This is a genomic window from Microlunatus sp. Gsoil 973 (genome assembly GCF_009707365.1).
Taxonomy (GTDB): Bacteria; Actinomycetota; Actinomycetes; order Propionibacteriales; family Propionibacteriaceae; genus Microlunatus.
In genome coordinates, this window is sequence record NZ_CP046122.1 from 408,996 (window position 1) to 425,345 (window position 16,350).

Consider the following 16,350-nt stretch of genomic DNA (forward strand, 5'->3'; position numbering starts at 1 on the left):
CAAACGCCCGAAACGAATCGACAGCCCGAAATCGACAGCCTGAATCGATAGACAAGGTACGAACACCCACTCATGAGCTCTGACTACTACGAGATTCTCGGTGTGGCCCGCGACGCCGGTCCGGATGAGATCAAGAAGGCGTACCGGCGCAAGGCGCGGGAGATGCATCCGGACGTCTCCGACGACCCGGATGCGGCGGCCAAGTTCAAGGAGGTCAGCCAGGCCTACGAGGTGCTGTCGGATCCGCAGAAGCGGGACATGTACGACCGCGGCGGTGACCCCTTCGGCAACGGCGCGTTCAACGGCGGCGGCTTCGGCGGCTTCGGCAACTTCGGCGGATCCACCGGTGGCTTCGACTTCACCAACCTGGTGGACGCGATGTTCGGCCAGCAGAGCTCACGTGGTCCGCGGCCCCGCACCCGGCGTGGTCAGGACGCGCTGGTCCGGATGAACCTCGAACTGGCCGAAGCGGCCTTCGGCGTCACCAAGCCGATCAGTGTCGACACCGCGGTGGTCTGCCCGCGCTGCAACGGCTCGGGTTCGGAGGACGGCTCGGAACCGGTGACCTGTGGCACCTGCCGCGGGCTGGGCGAGGTCACCCACGTCCAGCGGTCGTTCATCGGGGACATCCGCACCACCCAGGCCTGCCCGACCTGCAACGGCTACGGCACCGTGCTGCCGAATCCGTGTGTCGAGTGCTCCGGGGACGGCCGCGTCCGGTCGACCCGGACGATCACCGTCAAGGTGCCGCCGGGCGTATCGTCCGGCAATCGGATCCATCTGGCCAGTCACGGCGAGGTCGGTCCGGGTGGCGGGCCGGCGGGCGACCTCTACGTCGAGGTGAATGTCGCGCCGCACGAGGTGTTCAAGCGGGACGGCGACAATCTGGAGATGGTGATCAAGCTTCCGATGACGGCGGCGGCGCTGGGCACCGAGATCGAGCTCCCGACGCTGGAGGCCGACCTTCCGGATGCCGATCCGGAGTCCAAGACGGTCACCCTGGACGTTCCCGCGGGAACGCAGTCCGGCACCCGGATCGCAATCGACGGCGCCGGCGTGCCGCGGCTGCGGTCCGGAGGCCGCGGGCAGTTGGGCGTCACGCTGCTGGTGCAGACCCCGACCCGGTTGGACGAACAGCAGCGCGAGCTGCTCCGCGAGCTCGCCGAGGTGCGTGACGAGACCCGTCCGGAGGGGTCGGTGCAGAAGCACGGCCGGGGCGTGTTCAGTCGGCTGCGCGACGCGTTCGCCAACCAGTAGCCACAGCTGCAGCTCCGGCAGCCCACCTGGTGCCGCTTGCGGAGTTGATCATGGCGGCGTCGCGCTGATCAGCCGCGGGTATCGCGCCGGTCAGGAGCCCCCGAGATCGAGCCGCATCAGCCACCGCAGCTTGCGGTCACTGTGGGCGGTGGTCGGCATCACCGTCTGGAACCCGTGCGCGGCGAACAACCCGGTCGTCCCGACATAGGCGAAGGAGGTGTTCAGCCGTTCTCCTTCCGGGTCGACGGGATAGCCCTCCAACGCCGGCGCACCGCGGGAGCGCGCATAGTCGATGGCGCCGTCGAGCAGCCGATGGGCAAGACCCTGGCGGCGATAGCCCACCCGGACCACGAAGCAGATGACACTCCAGACATCGACATCGTCGACCGTCGGGATCGTTCGGGAATGGGTCAGCCGATGATGGCTGCGTCGGGGTGCCACCGAACACCAGCCCGCTGGTTCCCCGCCGACATAGCCGATCACTCCGGGTGGATCGCCCTCCTCGGCGTATCGGCGCAGTCGTTCGCCGCGGGCACGGCCGAAGAGCACACGGTTCTCTGCATTGGGTATCCGGGACGGCAGACACCAACAGGCCGGCGCATCCGGATCCTTCGGTGCCAGCACCACCTCGACGTCAGGCCAGCGATCGGCCGTCGCCGGATACACCTCGATCAGCTTCTCGGCCGGCCCGTGGGCCGGCGTCAGGTCAACCATCACTGCCTCCACGTCGTGCACCGTTGCGCGTCCCATTCCAGCACCGGGCACCGACGACGCCGGAGGCGATCGGGCACGGTGATCTCGCACATCCGGTCGGGGAGAATGGTCGGGTGACTGATCCGGTGTTCCTCGGTGACCTTCCTGACCCGCTTCCCGTCCCGGGTGCGGCGGTGGTCCTGGACGGGCCGGAGGGGCGGCACGCCGCGACCGTACGACGGATCCGCAGCGGGGAACAGGTGGTGATCGCCGACGGGGCCGGACACGGGATCCGCGGACCGGTGATCAGCGCGGACAAAGCAGGCATCACCGTACGGGTCGAGCAGCTGATGACCGCCCGGGAGCCGGAGATCAAGATCACCGTCGCGCAGGCGTTGGCCAAGGGCGACCGGTCGGACATCGCCCTGGAGATGATCACCGAACTCGGAGCCGTCGAGATCATCCCTTGGCAGTCGGCCCGATCGATCGTCCGCTGGACCGCCGACCGCGCGGACCGGTCCCGGACCAAGTGGCAGACGACCGTCCGGGAAGCCACCAAACAGTCCCGGCGGTTGCGGGTGCCTCCGGTCCAGCAGGTCGTGTCGACCAAGCAGCTGGCAACCAAGATCAGCGATCATGACCTGACACTGATCCTGCATGAGGAGGCGACCGATGGCCTGCCGACGGTGCCGCTGCCGGAATCCGGAAAGATCATGATCATCGTCGGACCGGAGGGTGGGATCGCGCCCGATGAACTCGACGCCCTGACGGCTTTCGGGGGCAGACCGGTGTCGATCAGCGACGGCGTCCTGCGTACCTCGACCGCGGCAGCGGTCGCGATGGCCGGAATCCTCTTGCGTGCAAGGTGACGCGCCGCGTCCCGATCATCGCGACAGCTAGGGACGATCCCGCCCGGGCGTAGAGTCACGATCATGAGGACTGTGGCGACACGGACCACGGATGTGCTGGTTGTCGGTGCCGGACCGACCGGCCTGATGGCGGCCCTGGTGCTGGCCCGCAACGGTGTGCAGGTCGAGATCGTCGACCCGAAACCGGGACCGACCCGGGAGTCCCGGGCGCTGGGCGTGCAGGCCAGGTCGATGGAGCTGTACGCCCAACTCGGTCTGGTCGATCAGGTGCTGGCCGGCTCGTACACCGCGCCCGCCCTGCAGTTCGGCTGGCAGGACCGCGCCACCCGACGGATCGAGTTGACCGTCCTGCAGGACCAGGTCAGCGAGTATCCAGGGCTGCACGTCTTCGAGCAGAGCCGCAACGAGCAGTTGCTCGCCGACGCGCTGACCGAGCCGCTGGCCGACCAGGGCCGCACGGTGCGGTGGGGCGAACGGCTGGTGGATCTTGTCACCTCAGGCGACAGCGTGCACGCGCTGACCGACGGATCGGGCGAGCTCACCCAGATCGAGGCCCGCTGGTGCATCGGTGCCGACGGCGCCGGGTCGATCGTCCGGCGGCTGCTGGACATTCCGTACGAGGGCGTCACCGACCCCGGCCGGTTCTGGGTCGCCGACGCGCGCGGCGTCAGCGGACTGCCCGACGGGGTGATCAACCTACGGTTCGGCAGCCAGGACCTGTTGTTGACCTTCCCGCTCGGCCCGGACGGTCACCAACGGCTGCTCGGCGTGGTGCAGAGCGGGGCCGACGGCGACCCGACGGCGCCGACGGTGCTTCCGCCGATCGCCGAACGGTACGGCTTCAGCTACCGCGAGGTGGACTGGTTCGCGCACTACCGGGTGCACCACCGGACGGCCGAGCGCTTCCGCAAGGGCCGCGTCTTCCTTGCCGGTGACGCCGCCCATGTTCACTCGCCGGTCGGCGGGCAGGGGATGAACACCGGCCTGCAGGACGCTCACAATCTCGCCCTGGCCATCGTCGATGTGATCGCCGGACGAACCGCTCCGGAGGATCCCGATGGCGACGCCCGCCTGGACCGCTACCAGGCCGAACGGCAACCGGTTGCCCGGCATCTGGTCGCGCTGACCGACCGCGCGTTCGGCGTGGTGGCCAGTCGGCGGCGCGGCCGCGCGGTCGTCCGCCGGCAGATCGCGACCCGGTTCGTGCCGCTCGTCGCGACGGTCGTGCCACGGCTCCCGGTGGGGCACCGGCTCGGCGGTTATCTCGGCCAGACCAGGATCCGCTACCCGATGTCGGACGCCGCCGATCCGGGCGACGGCCACCAGGACCATCCCGGAGACGACCAGAACCACAATCGCAATCACAAACACGATCACAATCACAAACACAGTCGCCATGCCGCTGACGACCGCATCGTCGGGCGCAGGCTGCCGCCGTCCGGTTCCAATCACACGCTGCTGCGGGACTTCAGCTGGCAGCTGCACTGCTATGCCGGCGGTACGGCACCCGCCGACGACCGTGCCGCGCTCGGACTGCCGGACTGGGTGACCGGCCCGCACCGGCTGCCCGTGGATCCGGCTGCCGGGCTCGACCCGTCGCGCCTCTACCTGATCCGTCCGGACGGTTTCGTGGCCGCAACGGCCCCGCTCGACGACCCGGCGGTTCTGCAGGCCGCGTTGCGCTTCCACGGCCTCGCCTCTGGCACACTCGTGCGGTGAACGCAATCGACCCAGCACTTGCCGGGGCCGCCGAACCCGGTGGGGCCACCACGCGCGGCACGACACGCGGGGCAGATGAGGGAATATCTGACCCCTCGGCGTTCGGGTTCGAGGTGGGGGCGCAGCTGGCCGGCGGGCGGGGCCGTACCGGAGTCATCCACACCCCGCACGGTGACATCGCGACACCGGCGTTCACTCCGGTCGGCACCAAGGCGACGATCAAGGGCGTGCTGCCCGAGACGATGGCCGAGTTGGGCGCGCAGGCACTGCTGGCCAACGCCTATCACCTCTTCCTCCAACCCGGCGCTGACATCGTCGACGCGGCCGGCGGGTTGTCCCGCTTCATGAACTGGCCGGGACCTACGGTCACCGACAGCGGCGGTTTCCAGGTGATGAGCCTGGGCAGCGGTCACAAGAAGGTGATCTCGATGTCGCTGGCCGACAGCCGCCCCCAGGGCAGCGATGCTGCCGGTGGTGGCGCCCGGCCGCGGGAGATCTATTCCTCTTCCGGCAAATCCGGGCGACTGGTCGAGATCGACGACGACGGGGTCACCTTCACCTCCCACATCGACGGCAGCCGGCGGCGGTTCACCCCGGAGATCTCCATGCAGATCCAGCACCAGCTGGGTGCCGACATCATCTTCTGTTTCGACGAGTTGACGACGTTGTCCGATCCGCGGCCCTACCAGGAACTCTCGCTGGCCCGCACCACCGCTTGGGCGCAACGCTGTCTCGACGAGCACCTCCGGCTCACCGAGGACCGGACCCATCGTCCCTACCAGGCGCTGTTCGGCGTCGTCCAGGGTGCCCACTACGAGGACCTCCGGCGCCGTGCGGTCCGCGAACTGGTCGCGCTCCGGGCCACCGAGGACCCCGGCCGCGGCTTCGACGGCTACGGCATCGGCGGTGCGCTGGAGAAGGAGAACCTCGGCACCATCGTCGGCTGGGTCTGCGACGAACTGCCTGAGGGCCGTCCGCGCCATCTGCTCGGCATCTCCGAACCCGACGACTTCTTCGCCGCCATCGAGAACGGTGCCGACACCTTCGACTGCGTGTCACCGGCCAGGGTCGCGCGGAACGCCGCGCTCTACAGCCGGCACGGACGCTTCAACGTCAACACGGCGGCCAACCGCCGCGATTTCCGGCCGGTCGACGAGGGCTGCGACTGCTACACCTGCACCCACTACACCCGCGCCTACCTGCACCACCTGTTCAAGGCCAGGGAGATCAATGCCAACACCCTGGCGACCATCCACAACGAGCGCTTCATCGTCCGACTGGTCGACGACATCCGGGACGCCATCGCCGGCGACTACTTCGGCGAGCTGAAGGCGGACTTCCTCGGCCGCTACTACGGCGCTCGGGGTGGTTAGCATCACCGGGTATGGGCATCCCACGGTCGTGGGAAGGAGTGACATGGGCCGTACGGCTCCCGATCTGACTGCCAAGAGTGCCGGCTACCGATATCTGCCGGGAAGGGCGAGTCGTCTGATGAACAGGTTCGTTCCGATGGCTGTGAAGGCGTTCTTCATGGTCGTGCTGCACACACCGCTGCACCCGTTGTTGAGCAGTCGCTGGGCGTCGCTTGAGTTCACCGGCCGGAAGACCGGAAAGGTCTACCACACGCCGATCGCCTACTACCGCGAGGACGATCGGGTGTGGATCACGACCGGGTCCCCCTGGTGGAGGAACCTGCGCAACGGCGCGCCGGTGCGGCTGCTGATCCGGCTGCGCGCGTACGAGGGAACGGCCGATCCGGTCGCCGACCCGGCCCAAGCAGCTCACCGGCTGCGGCAGATCCTCGACTCGGTGCCGATCCTGGCCTATCCCGGTGACGTACGGATCGTCGGCGGCCAGGTGAGCGATGCCGAGCTCGACCGGGTAATTGCCGCTGGACGCAAAGTGATCGAGATCCGGCTGCGTCGGAGAACCTGACAGTTCCGACCTGACAGTTCCGACCTGACAGGTTCGATGGAGCAGGTGCAACATGATGACGAGGTGGGAGATATGACCGATCGAGAGCTGGACCCGAGCGAGTACGACGAGGTCCCCGACGAATCCGAGCAGTTGGACCAGGACCCGTTCCAGCCCGATTACGGTCTGGAGGACCGCGGCGTCGACGATGCGCTCGACGAGGGTCTGACCACACCGGAGAACTGGTCGGTGCTGGAGCGCCGCGGAGAACACGAGACGCTCGACGAACGCCTGGCCGAGGAAGTACCCGACACCGGCGACGACCAGCCTGGTGCCGACCAACCCGCCGAGGCTGACGAGTTCTCCGATTTCGTCGACGACGGCGAGGTCGGGCGGGAACGGGCGGGCCGACTGGTCGACCCGAACGAGGGGATCGGCACCGACGAGGAGTCAGAACTCATCGGCGAGGACGTCGGTATCGACGGCGCCGCCGCCAGCGCGGAAGAGGCCGCGGTGCACGTCGTCGACTCGCCGGACGAGGGTGACGACCCGGCCGACGAACGCGGCTGAGGCAGCCGACGCCGAGCAGGGCCGCGATCAGGCGGCCGGCGACTGCAGGCCCGGGCCCGGCAGCGGCTCGATGTCGACCGCGCGCATCGGCTCGCCGCAATGTTCACACCGAAGCTGGGCGTGACCGATCTCCCCGCAGGCGCGGTGCCGATGCAACACCGGAGGCCCGGCCTCGCCCGCGAGCCAACGATCACCCCACCCGGCCATCACGATCAGCACGTCGACGAGTTCAGCACCCTTCGGCGTCAGGTGGTACTCATAGCGCGGCCGGGCATCATAGGGCCGGCGCTCCAGGACGCCATGAGCGACCAGGTGGTTGAGCCGTTCGGTCAGCACCTTGCGAGAGATGCCCAGGTCGGCCTGAATCTGGTCGAAGCGGGCCATCCCGACCCACACGTCGCGCAGGATCAACGGCGACCAGGCTTCGCCGATCACGTCGAGCGTGCGGGCGATCGAGCACGTCATGTCCCCGAACTGTGTGCGCTGCATGACAGCAGTCTAGGCTTCGGGGTTCCCTGAAGAAACTTCAGCTGCTACTGTCTGCAGAGTCTCCTCAAGGAACTCCGAAAGGACAGTCCGATGGCAAAGGTCTTCACTGCGTTGGCCGTTTCGGTCGACGGTTACATCACCGGTCGCGATCCGGGACCGGGCCGCGGCCTCGGCGACGGCGGCACGTTGTTCGACTGGTACGGCAGAGCCGACAACGCCGGCTACTACCAGCACCTCGTGGATCGGGTCGGCGCCGTTGTCACCGGTCGCACCACCTACGACGATTGCGAGGGGTTCGGCGGCAACGGCCCTCATCCGACCGCGCCGATGGTCGTGGTCAGCCACCGACCGCCGCCTGCGGAGTACGCCGACTCGGACCGGCAGAGCTTCGCCGGAGACATCGGCGACGCGGTCGAGCAGGCGCGGTCGCTGGCCCGCGGCAAGGACGTCGGGATCCAGGGCGGGGTGACGCTGTCGGCCGCACTCGAGGCCGGGCTGCTCGACGAGGTGATCCTGCACCAGGTCCCGGTGCTGCTCGGCGGCGGCCGCCGCTATTTCGGTCCACTGTCGGATCAGGTCCGGCTGGGTTTCGTCGAGGCGGTTCCAGCCGACGGGGTGACCCATCTGCGTTACGAGGTGCTCCGATGAACCGGCAGGACGTGGCCGCGACGCTGGCGCTGCCGATCGCCCAGGAGCTGCTGGCGTCGTCGATCCCGGCGCGCCTGGCCTACACAGGTCTCGACGGTCTCCCCCGCGTGATCCCGCTCGGTTTCCTCTTGACCGGCGAGCACTTCGTGATGGGCACCGTACCCGCCTCGGCGAAGGTCGGTGCGCTGCGGGCGAACCCCGAGGTCGCCATCACCGTCGACACGCAGGACCAATGGCCGCCCCGGGCGCTGCTGATCCGCGGCCGGGCAGACCTCCAGCAGGTCAGCGGAGTCCCCGACGCGTATGTCGAGGCGTGCCGCAAGCTGATTCCGCCGGCGGACTTCCCGGCCTGGGAGGCGGGCGTACGCGCCCTGTACGAGGAGATGGTGCTGATCAGCGTCGAGCCGCATTGGGCCCGGTTGCTGGATTTCGAGACGACCGCGCCGAAGGCCGTCGAGGACCTCGCCCGGCGGCAGCAGGCTGCGGGCAGATCACAGACCGGCTAATCCTTGGGTGGATGGGCCGCGGATCACTAGACTCGTCGTGTTCCCGTCAACCTAATCTGCGAGGAAGTCCTGAGTAGCACATCCCGGTCGGCCGCGGCAACGGCACCCGAAGCCAAGCGCGCCGACGATGGCCAGTCCGTAACAGCATCGACCAGCACAGCATCGCCCGATCCGGGTCCGGTCTCCCGCAAGGTGACTATCCCGACCTCGATCAACATGGTCAGCGTGCTCGGGCCGGGGGACGCCTTCCTGCGGATCCTCGAGCGGGACCTGGACGCCGACATCCATGTCCGCGGCAACGAGATCACTCTGGGCGGCACAGCGGCGGCGACCGACATGGGCGCGGAGGTGCTCGGCGAGATCGTCACCATCGTTCGCACCGGGCAGGGGATGACCAGCGACGGCGTGGAACGGCTGGTCGGCATGATCGCCGACCGCGAGGGTGCCCGGCCCTCGGACATCCTGACCCACAACATCCTGTCCAGCCGAGGCAAGACGATTCGGCCCAAGACGCTGAACCAGAAGCGGTACGTCGACGCCATAGACAAGCACACGGTGATCTTCGGTATCGGTCCGGCCGGTACCGGCAAGACCTATCTCGCCGTGGCCAAGGCGGTCCAGGCGCTGCAGAACAAGGATGTCAACCGGATCATCCTGACCAGACCGGCCGTTGAGGCGGGGGAGCACCTCGGCTTCCTGCCGGGCACCCTGAACGACAAGATCGATCCGTACCTGCGGCCGTTGTACGACGCCCTGCACGACATGATCGACCCGGATTCCATTCCGCAGTTGCTGACCTCGGGGACGATCGAGGTCGCCCCGCTGGCCTTCATGCGTGGGCGCACTCTCAATGACTCGTTCATCATCCTCGACGAGGCACAGAACACCTCGATGGAACAGATGAAGATGTTCCTGACCCGGTTGGGGTTCAACTCCAAGATGGTGGTCACCGGTGACATCACCCAGGTCGACCTGCCCGGCGGGACGCGCAGCGGTCTGCGCGTGGTGCAGGGCATCCTGGACCAGGTCGAGGACATCGCCTTCTGTAACCTGACCAACCACGATGTGGTGCGTAACAAGCTGGTCGGTCGGATCGTCGCCGCCTACGACAGGTTCGAGCAGACCGACAAACAGGCCGACAAGCCGTTCGACCGGCAATCCGACCGGCAATCCGACCGGCAGTCCGACCGGCAACCGGGCAGGCGTGGTGACAGGACGGGTGACCGTGACCAGCGCCCGACGATGGGACACCGACGATGACCGTTGAGATCAACAACGAGTCCGGTTTGGAGGCCGACAGTACCGGCCTCGTCCGACTGGCCGAGTTCACCCTGTCACAGTTGCGGATCCATCCGCAGGCAGAGTTGTCCATCCTGCTGGTCGACGAGGACACCATGTCGGCCTACCACGAGAAGTACATGGGTGAACCCGGGCCGACCGACGTGCTCAGCTTTCCGATGGACGAGCTGCGCATCCCCGAGGACGACGACGAGCCGCCGGTCGGCCTGCTCGGCGACATCGTGCTCTGCCCGGCCGTGACCAGCAGGCAGGCCGCCGAACACGGCCGGACACCCGACGCCGAGGCCGAATACCTGCTGGTCCACGGATTGCTGCACCTGCTCGGTCTCGATCACGCCGAACCGGCGGAGAAGGCCGAGATGTTCGGCCTCAAGGACAGGTTGCTGCAGTTGTGGGACACCGAACGGGGCGTGCGCATCCACGGCCCGTCCGGTACGGCTCCGGCGAGTTGATCATGACCGAACAGGACTGGCTCCAGCTCGTCATCGCCCTGATCCTGGTGATCATCGGCGGCCTGCTGGCCGCAGCCGAATCCGCACTGCAGTCCTTCTCCCGATCCCGGGCCGAACGGCTGGTCGAGGAGGGCAGGCCGGGTGCGGCGCGGGTGCAGCAGATCATGGACGACCCGCCGCGCTACCTGAACACCGCGCTGCTGGTGCGGACGGTCGTGGAGATCTGCTCGATCGTGCTGGTCGCCCTGGTGATCTTCGACGAGTTCAGCCACGACTGGTCCCGGATCCTGCTGTCGGCGGGCATCATGATCGTGATCAGTTACGTCTGGTGGGGTGTCGCACCGCGAACCATCGGCCGCCAGCATGCCGATCGCATCGCGGTTGCCGTTGCCGGTCCGCTCGCCCTGATCACCTCCGTCCTCGGGCCGATCCCCAAGTTGCTGATCCTGATCGGGAACGCGCTGACACCGGGCAAGGGATTCCGCGAGGGCCCGTTCTCGACCGAGGCAGAACTGCGCGAGATGGTCGACCTGGCCGAAGCCAGTCAACTGATCGAGAAGGGCGAGCGGGAGATGATCCACTCGGTCTTCGAGCTCGGTGACACGGTTGTCAAAGAGGTCATGGTGCCACGCCCCGACATGGTCTACATCGAGGCCACCAAGACGCTCCGTCAGGCCATGTCGTTGTGTCTACGGTCGGGTTTCAGCCGGATCCCGGTGATCGGCGACGGGCTCGACGACGTGGTCGGCGTGCTGTATCTCAAAGACGTGATCAAGCGGGTGTACGACTTCCCCCAGTCGGAGAGCACCGAGAAGGTCAGCCAGCTGATGCGGAAGCCGGAATGGTGCCCCGACTCCAAGCCGATCGACGAGTTGCTCCGTGAGATGCAGCTCAAACACAGCCACCTGGTGATCGTCGTCGACGAGTTCGGTGGCACAGCGGGAATGGCGACGATCGAGGACATCCTCGAGGAGATCGTCGGCGAGATCACCGACGAGTACGACCAGGAGAACACCGACATCACCAAACTCGGCGACGAGCGCTTCCGGGTGTCGTCGCGGCTACCGATCGACGAGCTGGGCGAGCTCTTCGGTCTGCAACTGGAGGACGAGGATGTCGACACCGTCGGTGGCCTGATGGCCAAGGTGCTCAACAAGGTCCCGATCGCCGGTGCGGTGGTCAAGTACGACGGACTGGAACTGGTCGCCGAGCGCTCCACCGGACGGCGGAACAAGGTCGGAACCGTCGTCGTCGGTCGCATCGACGACGAATCGACCGAAGCCGACGAGGACCGTACGATGATCATCGCACCGTCCGACGCCGACCCCGCAAAGGCCTCCTGATCCATGACCGCTGAGCTGATCGCACCGACCGATCCCGAGGATCTCAAGATCATCACGCTGGCCCGGTCGGCGATGGCCAGGACCCAGTCGGTCCAGGGTGCCAGCGTCCGGGACACCGATGGCAGGACCTACGCCGCGGCCACCGTCGATCTTGATCATCTGAAGCTCTCCGCGGTCCAGGTGGCCGTTGCGATGGCGGTGTCCTCGGGTGCGCCGGGGCTCGAGGCGGTCGCGGTGTCCGGCGCTGCACCGACCGCCGATGATCTTGCCGTCGTCTCCGACCTTCGGGGGTCCGGCGTCGTCGTCTGGGTCACCGACACCCAAGGTACGGTGACCGACAGGGTCGCCCTGACATGAGCGAATCCCCGCCGGCCTTCCGGTCCGGTTTCGCCTGCTTCGTCGGCCGACCCAACGCGGGCAAGTCGACGCTGACCAATGCCCTGGTCGGCAGCAAGATCGTCATCGCCTCGAGCAAGCCGCAGACCACTCGGCATGCGGTGCGCGGCATCGTCAACCGCGACGACGCCCAACTGGTGCTGATCGACACCCCGGGTCTGCACAAGCCGCGGACCCTGCTCGGCGAACGTCTCAACGATCTTGTCCGGGCCACCTGGTCCGAGGTCGACGTGATCGGCGTCTGCCTTCCGGCCAACCAGAAGATCGGTCCCGGTGACACCTTCCTGGTCAGCGAGATCGCCAGACTTCCCCAGCGGCCCAAGCTGGTGGCGGTGGCCACCAAATCCGACCTGGCCGCTCCCGACCGGATGGCCGAGCATGTGGCCCGAATCCAGGCGCTCGAGTCCGAGCTGTCCATCGAATGGGCCGAGATCGTACCGGTTTCGGCGGTCGGCGGTGATCAACTGCAGCTGCTGACCGACCTGCTGGTCGGCCTGTTGCCGTCCGGCCCGCAGCTGTATCCCGACGGCGAGATCTCCGACGAGCCGGAGGAACAGCTGGTCGCAGAGCTCATCCGGGAAGCGGCGCTGGAGGGCGTACGGGACGAGCTCCCGCATTCCATTGCGGTCGAGATCGACGAGATGCGGCTGCGTGCCGACCGTCCCGAGGACAAGCCGTTGCTGGACGTGTTCGCGTCGATGATCGTCGAGCGCGAGTCCCAGAAGGGCATCGTGATCGGCCACAAGGGGAGCCGGCTCAAGCAGGTCGGCCAGTCCGCCCGGAAGCAGATCCAGGCCATCCTGGGTACGCCGGTCTACCTCGACCTCAAGGTCAAGGTGCTCAAGGACTGGCAGCGTGACGCCAAACACCTGAACCGCCTCGGTTTCTGAGATCGCACCGGATTTCGGCCGAGGCGATCGTCCGGCAACGCGGGACGCGGCGAAGGTCGCCGCCTGCGGCGCATCAGCCCGCCGAACGGGGCCTCCCGGGGTCTGCGAGGATGACGGCCATGAGCGAGCGGATCTTCGAGTTGCGCACCTATGTCACCAACCCGGGGAAGCTCGCGGCACTGCATCGGCGGTTCCGCGAGCACACCCTCGGGTTGTTCGAACGGCACGGCATGGAGGTGGTCGGCTTCTTCACCCCCACAGAGGGTCCGGACGCGGAGCGTACGCTGATCTACCTGTTGGCATTTCCCGATCGGGCAACCGCGGATCAGGCCTGGCAGAACTTCCGGACCGACCCCGACTGGATCAAGGCCAAGGACGAGTCGGAGGTCGACGGTCCGCTGATGGAGCGCATCGAGTCGCAGTTCCTCGACCCCACCGACTACTCACCGGTCCGCTAGCTCGCCTCCTGGCACAGATCCCCGGGGATCATTCGTCCTTGTCGAGCACCTGCTGATAGGTGTCGAAGACCCGGGACAGCCGGTAGCCGATGGCCTCGTTGGCGTTGATCATGTAGCTGTTGTCGGCGTTGTTCCAGGTCTCGATCCGTTCGATCTGCGGTTCGGTCTCGGCCAGCCAGCGCATCATCTCCAGCTTGACCAGCGTGCCGAGGCGATGCCCGCGGTGATCACGATGGACCGCGGTGTCGTACTGCCAGCCGTAGGTCGGCTGGAGCGGCTGCACCATCATCACCGTGTGCCCGCCGATCTCACCGGTCTGCTTGTGCCGGGCGAAGACGCGATAGAGCTTCTCTCCCTTGCCCTGCGCCGCGGTCTCGAAATCGCGGAGCCGCTGCAGATCGAACTTCTCGTCCTCGAAGTCCAGGTCGCCCATCGGTGCGTCGTTGATCGCCGCCGTCACCGCGACCAACTGTTCCAGCACGGCGTCGTCGGTCGGCACCATGGTCCGGACCAGCTCGTAGTCGGCCGCCTTGACCTGCGCCTCCGCGTACAGCTTGTCGAGCTGATCATGATCAAGCTCTGCCGGGTACTGGAAACGGCGGGCGTCGTGGCTGGCGTAGGTGAATCCCTGGCTCCTCAGGAACGTCGCGGCGACCTCGTCGTCGTGGGCACACCCCGCCCAGACGGTGAACCGGCCCATCTCCCGGGCCCTCCGGAGCAACTCGGCGGCCATCGCCGTCCCGTGCCCCTGCCGGCGGTGATCCGGGTGGACCATCATCCCGACGCTGACCATGTGCAGATTGTCGCGCTGGGGCGCGTTCAGCCGGATCGACCCCACCGGTTCCGACCAGCCGTCGGGGTAGTACAGGTAGCGTTCGCCCGGTTCCAGGTCCCAGCCGTACTTCATGTTCCCGGCGACAAGCTCCGGAAGGGCCGGCGGCTCCTCCGGGTCGTCGACCGCATTGACGGCGTTGAACATGTCGGCGACAAGGGCGACGGCCGTCACGTCGTCCGGGCTCACCTGCTGATAAGGCATGGCGAAAGCCTGCCTTGCGACGGCCCCCCGGTCCACCGGATTTCGGTGGCCGGGAGCCCGGATCACTGCTGCAGCCAGGCGGTGGCATACCCCGCGAGACGGCTCGGGTGTTCCGGCCCGGATTCACTGCTGTTGCCGGGTCCGCCGGCGCTGCTGAGCAGCAGCTCGCCGTCGGGCAGCGGCACCGGCGTTGCGCCGAAGTTGGTGACCGACAACCAGCCGTTCGGCCGCCGGAACGCCAAGACCTCCGGTTGCCCGACATCCACCCATTCCAGCAGCTCGTCGGCCTGCAGCCGGTGTCTTTGTCGCAGCGCCGACCGATAGAGCTCCAGGGTCGATCCGGGGTCACCGGCCTGCACCGAGACCGCGTAGCCGCCGAACCAGTCCGGCTGCGGCAGATGCGCTGGGCCGGCGCCGAAACCGTACGAGGTGCCCTCGGCCGTCCAGGGCAGCGGTACGCGACAGCCGTCCCGACCGATCTCGCGACCCTCGGTGCGGAAGAAGGCCGGATCCTGGCGACGGTCGGCCGGGATGGAGGCGACCTCGGGCAGGCCGAGTTCCTCACCCTGGTAGAGGTACGCACTCCCCGGCAGGGCCAGGGCCAGCAGGGTCGCTGCCCGGGCCTTGGCCAGCCCGGTGACCCGGTCCTCCTGTTCGGGTGGGCCGCCCGGCCTTGAGCCAGTCCTGGCCGGCCGACGGACCGAATTCGCCGGCCGGTTCGAGCGGAGGCAGGCCGTAGCGCGTGGCGTGCCGGACGACATCGTGGTTGGAGAACACCCAGGTGCTCGACGCGCCGGACCGAGCCGCCAGGTCGAGATTCTCGGTGATGATCTTGCGGAACTCCTCGACATCGAAGGTGGCCCGCAGCAGGTCGAAGTTGAACGCCTGGCCGAGCCCTTCCGGACTCGCGTAACGCACCCGACGATGGGCCGGCACCCACGCCTCGGCGACGGCGGTCAGCGGCGGGGTGTAGCGGTTGAACACCTTGCGCCACTCGGCATAGATCTCGTGCACCTCGTCGCGGTCCCAGATCGGATGCTCACCGTCGGCGAAGGTGCCCTCCAGCAACGTCGCATGGTCCGGGAGTTCGTCGGGCAGATCCTTGGTCAGGGCATGGGCGACGTCGATCCGGAAGCCGTCGACGCCGCGATCGCCCCAGAATTCCAAGGTATGCAGGAATTCCGTCCTGACATCGGGATGGTCCCAGTTGAAGTCGGGCTGTTCGGGAGCGAACAGGTGCAGGTACCACTGGCCGTCTGCAACGCGTGCCCAGGCCGGCCCACCGAACACCGACTGCCAGTCCGACGGCGGCAGCTCCCCGTTCTCTCCGGTCCCGTCGCGGAAGATGTAGCGGTCCCGGGCGGGGGAGCCGGGCCCCGCCTGAAGTGCCTCGGCGAACCAGCGATGGCGGTCGGAGCTGTGGTTGGGCACGATGTCGATGATCAACTTGATCCCGACCTCGTGCAGCAGCGTGGCCAACCGGTCGAATTCGGCCAGCGTGCCGATCCGCGGATCGATGTCCCGGTAGTCGTCGACGTCGTAACCGCCGTCGGCCAGCGCCGACGGGTAGAACGGGCTCAGCCACACGGCGTCGACGCCGAGGGCGGCCAGGTAGTCGATCCGGGAGATGATGCCCTGCAGGTCACCGATGCCGTCTCCGTTGCCGTCGGCGAAGCTTCGCGGGTAGATCTGGTACACCACGGCCTGGCGCCACCAGTCTGCCGCGGCACTGCTCTTCTCAACCATGCGCGGCATGCTAATCGCGGGTGCGGCAGATCCACGCAACGACGGCTGCTAAAGTGCTTCTCGTG

Annotated in this window: 19 protein-coding genes; 14 read left to right on the forward strand and 5 right to left on the reverse strand. The window is 67.5% G+C overall.

Annotated elements, in window-relative coordinates; genetic code table 11:
• Positions 1–72 precede the first annotated feature (72 nt).
• Entirely contained in the window at positions 73–1,257 is a 1,185-nt protein-coding gene (dnaJ, locus tag GJV80_RS01860; protein ID WP_154686459.1) for a molecular chaperone DnaJ, read from the forward strand.
• 90 nt (positions 1,258–1,347) lie between these two features.
• Here dnaJ and GJV80_RS01865 read toward each other — a convergent pair whose 3' ends face one another.
• Positions 1,348–2,007: a GNAT family N-acetyltransferase gene (locus GJV80_RS01865; RefSeq protein WP_230208030.1), complete on the reverse strand. Its 660-nt coding sequence runs from the start codon at positions 2,005–2,007 to the stop codon at positions 1,348–1,350.
• A 77-nt stretch (positions 2,008–2,084) separates the two neighbouring features.
• Here GJV80_RS01865 and GJV80_RS01870 point away from each other — a divergent pair, with 77 nt between their 5' ends.
• The 5 genes from GJV80_RS01870 (at position 2,085) to GJV80_RS01890 (ending at position 7,022) form a co-directional block, all read left to right on the forward strand.
• Complete coding sequence (locus tag GJV80_RS01870) at positions 2,085–2,819, forward strand: 16S rRNA (uracil(1498)-N(3))-methyltransferase (RefSeq protein WP_154686460.1); 735 nt, start codon at positions 2,085–2,087, stop codon at positions 2,817–2,819.
• A gap of 63 nt (positions 2,820–2,882) precedes the next feature.
• Positions 2,883–4,538: an FAD-dependent monooxygenase gene (locus GJV80_RS01875; RefSeq protein ID WP_230208031.1), complete on the forward strand. Its 1,656-nt coding sequence runs from the start codon at positions 2,883–2,885 to the stop codon at positions 4,536–4,538.
• A gap of 83 nt (positions 4,539–4,621) precedes the next feature.
• Positions 4,622–5,911, forward strand: coding sequence for a tRNA guanosine(34) transglycosylase Tgt (gene tgt / locus GJV80_RS01880; RefSeq protein WP_154689953.1), 1,290 nt, complete (start codon positions 4,622–4,624; stop codon positions 5,909–5,911).
• Positions 5,912–5,954: 43 nt separating this feature from the next.
• A complete protein-coding gene (locus tag GJV80_RS01885; RefSeq protein WP_154686461.1) occupies positions 5,955–6,473 on the forward strand; it encodes a nitroreductase/quinone reductase family protein in 519 nt (172 codons plus the stop codon).
• Positions 6,474–6,545: 72 nt separating this feature from the next.
• Positions 6,546–7,022 (forward strand): DUF5709 domain-containing protein, encoded by a 477-nt coding sequence (locus GJV80_RS01890; RefSeq protein WP_154686462.1) that lies wholly within the window; start codon positions 6,546–6,548, stop codon positions 7,020–7,022.
• A 27-nt stretch (positions 7,023–7,049) separates the two neighbouring features.
• Here GJV80_RS01890 and GJV80_RS01895 read toward each other — a convergent pair whose 3' ends face one another.
• Positions 7,050–7,511, reverse strand: coding sequence for a helix-turn-helix domain-containing protein (locus tag GJV80_RS01895; RefSeq protein ID WP_154686463.1), 462 nt, complete (start codon positions 7,509–7,511; stop codon positions 7,050–7,052).
• Between the two features lie 90 nt (positions 7,512–7,601).
• On the opposite strand from GJV80_RS01895, the gene GJV80_RS01900 reads away from it, so the two are divergent.
• From GJV80_RS01900 to GJV80_RS01935, 8 genes are all read left to right on the forward strand, one after another.
• The gene (locus tag GJV80_RS01900; protein WP_154686464.1) at positions 7,602–8,159 is read left to right on the forward strand and encodes a dihydrofolate reductase family protein; all 558 of its coding nucleotides are present in this window, start codon (positions 7,602–7,604) and stop codon (positions 8,157–8,159) included.
• Positions 8,156–8,665, forward strand: a complete 510-nt coding sequence (locus GJV80_RS01905; RefSeq protein ID WP_154686465.1) for a pyridoxamine 5'-phosphate oxidase family protein — start codon at positions 8,156–8,158, stop codon at positions 8,663–8,665. The genes GJV80_RS01900 and GJV80_RS01905 overlap by 4 nt, the downstream gene beginning before the upstream one ends.
• Positions 8,666–8,881: 216 nt before the next feature.
• Complete coding sequence (locus GJV80_RS01910) at positions 8,882–9,925, forward strand: PhoH family protein (RefSeq protein WP_154689954.1); 1,044 nt, start codon at positions 8,882–8,884, stop codon at positions 9,923–9,925.
• The gene (gene ybeY, locus GJV80_RS01915) at positions 9,922–10,416 is read left to right on the forward strand and encodes an rRNA maturation RNase YbeY (protein WP_154686466.1); all 495 of its coding nucleotides are present in this window, start codon (positions 9,922–9,924) and stop codon (positions 10,414–10,416) included. The genes GJV80_RS01910 and ybeY overlap by 4 nt, the downstream gene beginning before the upstream one ends.
• Positions 10,417–10,418: 2 nt before the next feature.
• Positions 10,419–11,759, forward strand: coding sequence for a hemolysin family protein (locus GJV80_RS01920; RefSeq protein ID WP_154686467.1), 1,341 nt, complete (start codon positions 10,419–10,421; stop codon positions 11,757–11,759).
• Between the two features lie 3 nt (positions 11,760–11,762).
• Positions 11,763–12,116, forward strand: a complete 354-nt coding sequence (locus GJV80_RS01925; RefSeq protein WP_154686468.1) for a cytidine deaminase — start codon at positions 11,763–11,765, stop codon at positions 12,114–12,116.
• The gene (era, locus tag GJV80_RS01930) at positions 12,113–13,045 is read left to right on the forward strand and encodes a GTPase Era (protein ID WP_154686469.1); all 933 of its coding nucleotides are present in this window, start codon (positions 12,113–12,115) and stop codon (positions 13,043–13,045) included. The genes GJV80_RS01925 and era overlap by 4 nt, the downstream gene beginning before the upstream one ends.
• A gap of 119 nt (positions 13,046–13,164) precedes the next feature.
• Complete coding sequence (locus GJV80_RS01935) at positions 13,165–13,503, forward strand: NIPSNAP family protein (protein WP_195909118.1); 339 nt, start codon at positions 13,165–13,167, stop codon at positions 13,501–13,503.
• Between the two features lie 28 nt (positions 13,504–13,531).
• On the opposite strand, the gene GJV80_RS01940 is transcribed toward GJV80_RS01935, so the two are convergent.
• The 3 genes from GJV80_RS01940 to GJV80_RS01945 all read right to left on the reverse strand — a co-directional run bounded on the left by GJV80_RS01940 (position 13,532) and on the right by GJV80_RS01945 (position 16,285).
• On the reverse strand, positions 13,532–14,539 hold the full coding sequence (locus tag GJV80_RS01940; RefSeq protein WP_154686471.1) for a GNAT family N-acetyltransferase: 1,008 nt from the start codon (positions 14,537–14,539) through the stop codon (positions 13,532–13,534).
• Between the two features lie 62 nt (positions 14,540–14,601).
• Positions 14,602–14,898 carry a hypothetical protein gene (locus GJV80_RS24860; RefSeq protein WP_370518808.1) on the reverse strand — a complete coding sequence of 99 codons (297 nt, stop codon included), beginning with the start codon at positions 14,896–14,898 and terminating at the stop codon, positions 14,602–14,604.
• 202 nt (positions 14,899–15,100) lie between these two features.
• On the reverse strand, positions 15,101–16,285 hold the full coding sequence (locus tag GJV80_RS01945) for an alpha-amylase family glycosyl hydrolase (RefSeq protein WP_370518809.1): 1,185 nt from the start codon (positions 16,283–16,285) through the stop codon (positions 15,101–15,103).
• Positions 16,286–16,350: the final 65 nt, after the last annotated feature.